This window comes from Bradyrhizobium sp. (assembly GCF_035309285.1).
Lineage (GTDB): Bacteria > Pseudomonadota > Alphaproteobacteria > Rhizobiales > Xanthobacteraceae > Bradyrhizobium.
In genome coordinates this window covers 1-7,307 of sequence record NZ_DATGFH010000154.1, presented here as the reverse complement: position 1 = coordinate 7,307, position 7,307 = coordinate 1, and the positions used below count along the sequence as shown (strand labels likewise).

The following is a 7,307-nucleotide window of genomic DNA, read 5'->3' as shown; positions in this document are numbered from 1 at the left end:
GAGGATACGCCGCGCGACCTTACGAATAACGCTGGAGTCGTCGACAACAAGACATGTTCTCATGACAGCCTCTCACTTCGATATCCCCTGAAGGGACATTTTCAATTTCAAATGCGCCTTTGTCTGGCGCGTCACGCCGCTTTCGCATCCGGCGCCAATTCGAGCACGCGATCGACATCGAGGACGACCATGAGCTGGCCGTCGAGGCGGTGGACGCCGCCGGCGAGCTTGGCCATGCGGGGGTCGAGATTGACGGGGTTGTCTTCTTTGCCGTCCTCGGGCAGGCGCAGGACCTCGCCGATCTGGTCGATCAGGAGGCCATAGGATTCGCCGCGCAGATCGACGCCGACCGCCATCGGCGGCTTGCCGTCATCGGCCTTGGGCAGGCCGAGCCGGGCGCGCATGTTGACCACGGTGACGATGCGGCCGCGCAAATTGAGGACGCCGGCGATCTCCTGGGACGACAGCGGCACGCGGGTCAGGCGCTCCGGCATGAACACGTCCTGGACGCGGGAGATCGGCAGGCCAAACAGCTGCCCGCCGATCACGGCGGTGACGTATTCGGCGACGACGCCTTCGGTGACTTGCGTCTTGCTCATGAGACTTTCTCCTTAACGTTTGCGCATGATCTTTTCGGAAAACCGCTGCACACTTTTCCGGATCATGCGCTAGGCGGCCTGGCCCAGTTCGGCGGTCTGCTCCTTCAGCGCCGCGATCAGGCCGGGCCGGTCGAACTTGCCGACATAGTCGTGGAAGCCAGCCTGCCGCCCGCGCTCGATCGCGGCGGGAGAGACCAGCGAGGAGAGACCGATGATCGGCACCTGGCTCAGATGCTGGTCGGCGCGGATCACCTCGGCGAACTCGAACCCGTTCATGTCGGGCATCTCGATGTCGGTCAGCACCACGTCGAAACTCTGCCCCGAGCGCAGCACGGACAACCCCTCCTGGGCATTTGGCGCGGTGCGCACGCGATAGCCGGCGGCCTTGAGCACGGGGGCCAGCATGTTGCGGAAGAAGGCGCTGTCGTCGACCAGGAGCACCGACTGCGCGCTCGCAGACGCCTTCATCTCCTTGCGGGTGAACCAGTCGGCAAACGCCATCGGCAGGAAGTGGCCGACGTCGATCACCTCGGTGGCCTGGCCCTTGATCACGGCCGAGCCCAGGATGCCGACCTGGGAGCCTGCGACCTCGATGTTGAGCCGCTCCTCGACGATGTCGATGATCTCGTCGACCACAAGGCCCATCGAGCGCTTGTCGTCGGCGAACACCAAGATCGGCTGCGAGCCCTGGCTCCTGATCTCGACGCTCGCCATCTGCACCAGCGGCATGAGCTGCTCGCGGTACTGCACCATGTAGCGGCCGTTGCTAAGCTCGATCTTGTCGGCGGCGATCTCTTCCAGGCGGGTGACCAGCGCGAGCGGCACGGCCTTGGGCTGGCTGGTGCCGGCGCGGAACACCAGGAGCGAGGTCATCTGCTCGGCCATGGAGGCATGGCCAGCGGCATGGTCCTCGGCCATCGCTTGCGCCGCATTGCCGGAGGCGCCCAGCGCCTTGGCGATCCCGTTGGGGTCGATGATCATGATCACCGCGCCATCGCCCAAGATGGTGTTGCCGGAGAACATGTCGATGTGGCGCAATTTCGTGGACATCGGCTTCACCACGATCTCTTCGGTGTGGAACACGCCGTCGACCACGATGCCAAAGGTCTGGCTGCCCACTTGCGTGACCACGATGAAGCCGTTCTCGGGATCGGAGGTCGAGCCGTCGTCGATCTTCAGGAGCTTCTTCAGGTGGATCAGCGGCAACAGCTTGTTGCGCAACCGCAAGACCGCGGTGTCCTTGATGCGCTCGATGCGGTGCTCAGAGTTGGCGCGCGCCCGGACCAGTTCGACCACGGAGAGCTGGGGAATGGCAAAGCGGTCTCCGGCGGCTTCCACGATCAGCGCCGAGACGATGGCCAAGGTCAGCGGGATCTTGATGGTGACCGAGCAGCCTTCGCCGGCGACCGACTTGATGTCGATGGTGCCGCCGATCTGGTCGATATTGGTGCGGACCACGTCCATGCCGACGCCCCGGCCCGAGACCGAGGTGATCTGGGCTGCGGTGGAGAAGCCCGGGGCGAAGATGAACTTGTGGATCTGGGCTTCCGTCATCTTCTCGAGCTCAGCCTCGCTGACGAGGCCATTCTGCAGCGCTTTGGCCTTGATCCGCTCGGTGTTCAGCCCACGGCCGTTGTCGGCGATGCAGATGATGATATGGCCGCCCTCGTGATAGGCGGACAGCCGAATGGTGCCGGTGTCCGGCTTGCCGCTAGCGGCGCGCTCGGCCGGGGTCTCCAACCCATGGTCGGCGGAGTTGCGCACCATGTGCGTCAACGGGTCCTTGATCAGGTCGAGCACCTGGCGGTCGAGCTCGGTGTCGGCGCCGTGCATCTCCAATTCGATCTGCTTGCCGAGTTCGCCGGAGAGGTCGCGGACGATGCGGGGCAGCTTCTGCCAGGCATTGCCGATCGGCTGCATGCGCGTCTTCATGACGCCCTCCTGCAGCTCCGCGGTGACGTTGGAGAGCCGCTGCAGCGGCACCTTGAACTCGGTGTCCTCGTTGCGTCGGGAGATTTCCAGGAGCTGGTTGCGGGTCAACACCAGCTCGGAGACCATGGTCATGAGGTGCTCGAGGGTATCGACATTGACCCGGATCGACTGGTTGGCGACCTTGTCGCCCTCAGGCATGTCGATCTCGCTTGCGACCCTGCCGGCAGGCTTGGCAATGGCGAGCTTTTCGTCCTTCACCTTGACCTCCTGCTGAGGTTTGGCGGCCTTCTCGGCCTTGCCCCCGCCCTTGGGCGCGATGGGCGGCGCGGCCACCTCGGGGGCGGGCGCCATCTCGATTTCGGTCTCGCGGAAAGCGCGCTCGAGCTCGTCGAGCGAGACCTCGCCCGGACGCAGCGGCCGCTCCAGGGTCTGCGCGACCAGCGTGCCTTGCGTGAATTTTGGCGCGGCAGGGGTGGCTTCGGGTGCAGGCGCTTCGGCGGCAGGTGCGGCAGCTTCTTCCGCCATCGCGGCCATGCCGCGCTCGACCATCGCCTCGAGCTGGCTGATCAGGTCGTGGTCGTTGCCCTCGGGCTCGGCCTCGGTCGCCTCCAGCCCCGCCAGGATCTCCTTGACGCGGTCGAGGCTCGACAGGATCAGCGTCACCGCCTCCGCCTTCACCGGCATGCCGTCGCGGAACTTGCCCATCAAGGTCTCGCCGGCATGCGCCAGCGCTTCCAGCCGCGGCAGCCCCAGAAAGCCGCAAGTGCCCTTGATGGTGTGAACCAGCCGGAAGATGTTATCCAGGATCTTGGCGTTGTTCGGCTCCTGCTCGAACTTCACCAACTGGTTGTCGACGGTGTCCAGGCTCTCGCTCGTCTCCGTCAAAAACTCCCGCAACAGATCATCCATGAAACAGGCCCACACCTATGGCGGCGCGCGACGTCGACGCGCCTCTCAAAGTCTGGCCAGCTTCTCTGCAAACCGTTTAAACTTGGTTGAGTAAACGGAAATGAATGGGCTCAACAAAGACATAAGGCGGCGCGACGCGATCCGGCCCCGCTCTTCAACCTTTGGTTAACCACGTTTGTTAGGGGAGCATTTACGAAGCGCTCACGACCACGGCTTCGCCTTCGGCCTTGAGTCCCACTTTCAGGCCGCAGGCTTCCGCAAGCAGGCGGGTGTAATGCGGCTGCACCGCATGGGCGTCGATGCCGGAGGCCGGCGCCGCGTTCAGAATATCGGCGATGTTCTGCGGCAGCCTTGCGTTAAGGCCGGTCGCGGCGACGCGAAAGCTCATGGTCTCGCCCTCGCCGATCGGATCGACCGTGAGCGTGCCGCCGCGCGGGATCGTCTGCTGCGCGATCACCAGCATGTTGAGCAACAGCTTCACGCGATTCTTCGGCAAGAGCAGGCGCGGCAGATTCCACGTGATCGTGCACTTGCCGTCCTCGATGTGTCCCTTCGCCATGTTGAGCGCATCGCCGAGATCGATCTGCGCGCCGGCAGAGCCGGCCGCACCGAAAGCGAGCCGGCAGAACTGCAGGCGGGCGGACGCGGTTCTGGCGCTCTTGCGGATCAGCTCCAGCGCGAAGTCGCGATCTTCCGGCTTCGGATTGTCGTCAAGCACCTCGAGCCCGTTGACGATCGCCCCGACCGGGCTGATGAGGTCGTGACAGACCCGCGAGCACAACAGCGCCGCGAGTTCGAGGGTATCGGGAGCGGAACCTGACGACGTGCCGGACATAGGATTTTCCCAACAATCCGCCCGCACCTCATCGGCGCAGCGCGAACTCAAGCGAATCACGAGGGTCTTTCGGGCTTGATACACTGCGGCGCAGCAAACTGCCACCGGTCGCGACCATTTGCGAACAGCCGTCGCAACTCGCGCCGATGGCTTATTGCGCGAGCGTCTCTTCCAGTTCCGGCCAGCGTTGCCTGGCCTCGGAGAGGTAGCGTCCAGGATCCGCCGCAAAGGCGTTGCGGTGCGCCTCGACGCCGAACAGATAGAGGCGCTCGCCCGCCACCACGAAGAAACGCGGATTACCGGCTAGCGTCACGCCACGGGCGAGGCCGACCGGATCATAGCCGCCGAACTGAGGGCCATACACTTCCGGATGAGCCACAAACGAGGCGCGATTGCCCTCGTTGTGGAAGCGCCAGACTGCGCCTGCCTCCTGCGCCTCGAAATCCGGCAGTCCCAGCACCGGCCGGTTCTGGACAAAATAGGCCACCGGGTCGAATCCGTAGATCGCGAGCCCGCTGAAGCGGGCTGCCACCACCCGCTCGGTGGTCGTAGCGCGGGCAGCGGGGATGAGGCCAGCCGCCCAAAGGCCGGTCAGGGCGGCGAGCACCGGAACGATCAAGGCGATTTGGCGGCTCCGACCGTATCTTTCTTGCCGTTGTGCCGTCATAGTTCCTGCCGATAACATCCGAGTCGATGGGGACATTGGACGCTACGCTAGAACCTCGGTTGTTGGCGTCAGGTTAAAGGGCGGCGGCCAAATCGCGATATCAGGGGTAGTTTTCATGACATTCGTTTCACGGCTTGCCGCGGTGGCACTGGCCGCGCTGGTGTGCTGGACCGTGCCCGTTTCCGCGCAGCAGGCGCCCCCGCCCAATATGCCGCCGGCACAGCGCGAACAGGGCCCGAATAACTACGGACCGGACGAGCTCGTAGGCGCCGGCCACCGCTTCTTCGGCAATGTCTCGCGCGGGCTTGCCTCGATCATCGAGCGCGCGGTCAGCCAGTGGGGCCTGCCCAACGGATACATCCTGGGCGAGGAAGGCTCGGGCGCTTTCGTCGCCGGCCTGCGCTATGGCGAGGGCACGCTCTACACCAAGAACGCCGGTGACTTGAGGGTCTACTGGCAGGGGCCGTCCGTCGGCTTCGACTGGGGCGGCGACGGCGCCCGCACCATGACGCTGGTCTACAACCTGCCGGCCACCAGCGCGATCTACCAGCGCTTCGCCGGCATCGACGGCTCGGCCTATATCATCGGCGGCTTCGGCATGAACGCCCTCACCGCCAACAACATCGTGCTGGTGCCGATCCGCTCCGGCATCGGGCTCAGGCTCGGCGCCAATATCGGCTATCTGAAATACACCCCGCGGGCGACCTGGAACCCGTTCTGAACGGCATCGGGCAAACCGGGGCCGATCGGCAACCATCCGGTGTTTTGCGGATTCACGTTAACGCTGCAATGGGCTGGCCTTTTGCCTCCGCTCCGTGGCATTGTCGTTAACGATTTCTTTCCAGTGCGGAGTAACCAATGATCGAACCGATCATGTATCTGGCGATCGGTTTCCTGGTCTCGATGCTGTGCGGCTTGATGATCGTGCCGCTGGTGCATAACCGCGCGGTGCGGCTCACCACGCGCCGGCTCGAAGCCGCGACGCCCCTGTCGATGGCCGAGATCCAGGCCGACAAGGACCAGTTGCGCGCCGAGTTTGCGATGTCGGCGCGACGGCTGGAGATGAGCGTGGAGCAGCTCAAGAGCCGCACGACCAGCCAGCTCGCCGAGCTCGGCAAGAAGACAGACGCGATCAACCGCATGAAGATCGAGCTTGGCGAGAAGAACGCCACGATCTTCGCGCTGGAGGCGCGCGAGAAGGCGGTGAAGGAGCAGCTTCGCGCGACCGAAGAGGAGTTTGCCACCAAGACCGAGTCGCTCCGACTCGCCGAGCAGGCGCTGACCGACAAGCAGAAGGAGCTGACCGGGCTCAATGCCGAGCTCAATGACCGCTCGATAGTGGCCGACAGCCGCCAGGTCGAGCTCGTCGCGGTGCGCACGCAGATCGAGGAGCTGAGGCGCAGGGTCAACGACGCCGAGAAGGATTTTGCGGCGACCCAGGCGCGGCTCACGCAGGAGCGCGGCGAGTCGGAAGTCGCAACGCGCGATCTTGTCGACGCTCGTTCGCGGGTGGAAAACCTGAGCCAGCGCGTTACCGATCTCGACCGGCAGCTCATCGTGCAGGTCAAGGAAGCCGAGATGCTCGGCAACCGCGTCAACGACCTTGAGGCGCGGCTCGCGACGCAAGGCAAGCTGCTCGCCGAGCGCGACTTCGAGAACAACCAGCTTCGCCAGGTCAACGCCGCGGCCGAGCGGACGATGAAGGAATTGCGCGACCAGATCGAGCTGACCAACAGCGGCAAATGGCCGGCGCTGGACAAGCTGACGAGCGAGAAGGCCGCGCTCGAGGAGCAGCTTCGCGCGACCCGCGACGAGCGCGCCAAGCTGCAGCGCGACATCAACGCGATCCAGCAGCAGGCCGAAAGCAACTGGGCGACCGAGCGGATGGAGAATGCGCTTCTGCGCGAGCGCATCAACGACATCGCGGCCGAAGTCGCGAAACTGGCGATGCAGCTCGAAGGCCCGCATTCGGCAATCGAGGCGATCCTGGGCACCGAGCAGCCGGCGGCGAAGCCTGCCGCCAGGGCCGCCAACGGCAACGCCGCCGGAGGTGGCCCAGCCGCGACCGCGCCCCAAAGCGGGACGTTGGCCGAGCGCATCCGGGCACTGCAGGCCCATGCATCGCGAGCCCGCCAGCAGGGCGCGTGAAATCGCTCTCGGTTCGAGCCGTTATTTCTGGCCCGACAGCTTGACACTGATAGGGTGTGCTTCGTAAATCCCGGGCTCTGACGGCGTGCTTCGCGCAAATGTCGGCCTGATCGCCAGGCCCTTGACGAAGCACAACATTCCCGGGCGCATAGCTCAGCGGGAGAGCGTTCCCTTCACACGGGAGAGGTCCAAGGTTCGATCCCTTGTGCGCCCACCA

The 7,307-nt window shown here is 64.7% G+C and carries 6 protein-coding genes, 1 tRNA gene and 1 pseudogene; 3 read left to right on the top strand and 5 right to left on the bottom strand.

Translation table 11 applies throughout. The annotated features are described in order from the left end of the window. From VKR55_RS27690 to VKR55_RS27670, 5 genes and pseudogenes are all read right to left on the bottom strand, one after another. A pseudogene (locus tag VKR55_RS27690) lies at positions 1 to 63 on the bottom strand (response regulator); the annotation flags it as partial. Positions 64 to 131: 68 nt separating this feature from the next. Beyond that, the gene (locus tag VKR55_RS27685; RefSeq protein ID WP_324408438.1) at positions 132 to 599 is read right to left on the bottom strand and encodes a chemotaxis protein CheW; all 468 of its coding nucleotides are present in this window, start codon (positions 597 to 599) and stop codon (positions 132 to 134) included. A 69-nt stretch (positions 600 to 668) separates the two neighbouring features. Then, the gene (locus VKR55_RS27680) at positions 669 to 3,440 is read right to left on the bottom strand and encodes a hybrid sensor histidine kinase/response regulator (RefSeq protein WP_324408437.1); all 2,772 of its coding nucleotides are present in this window, start codon (positions 3,438 to 3,440) and stop codon (positions 669 to 671) included. Between the two features lie 190 nt (positions 3,441 to 3,630). After that, the gene (gene chpT, locus VKR55_RS27675; RefSeq protein WP_324408436.1) at positions 3,631 to 4,275 is read right to left on the bottom strand and encodes a histidine phosphotransferase ChpT; all 645 of its coding nucleotides are present in this window, start codon (positions 4,273 to 4,275) and stop codon (positions 3,631 to 3,633) included. Positions 4,276 to 4,426: 151 nt separating this feature from the next. Then, entirely contained in the window at positions 4,427 to 4,960 is a 534-nt protein-coding gene (locus tag VKR55_RS27670; protein ID WP_475387341.1) for a YHS domain-containing (seleno)protein, read from the bottom strand. A 97-nt stretch (positions 4,961 to 5,057) separates the two neighbouring features. Here VKR55_RS27670 and VKR55_RS27665 point away from each other — a divergent pair, with 97 nt between their 5' ends. The 3 genes from VKR55_RS27665 to VKR55_RS27655 all read left to right on the top strand — a co-directional run bounded on the left by VKR55_RS27665 (position 5,058) and on the right by VKR55_RS27655 (position 7,307). After that, positions 5,058 to 5,663, top strand: a complete 606-nt coding sequence (locus VKR55_RS27665; protein WP_324408433.1) for a DUF1134 domain-containing protein — start codon at positions 5,058 to 5,060, stop codon at positions 5,661 to 5,663. A gap of 137 nt (positions 5,664 to 5,800) precedes the next feature. Then, the gene (locus VKR55_RS27660; protein WP_324408431.1) at positions 5,801 to 7,090 is read left to right on the top strand and encodes a coiled-coil domain-containing protein; all 1,290 of its coding nucleotides are present in this window, start codon (positions 5,801 to 5,803) and stop codon (positions 7,088 to 7,090) included. Positions 7,091 to 7,232: 142 nt separating this feature from the next. Continuing rightward, positions 7,233 to 7,307: transfer RNA gene (locus tag VKR55_RS27655), tRNA-Val, on the top strand.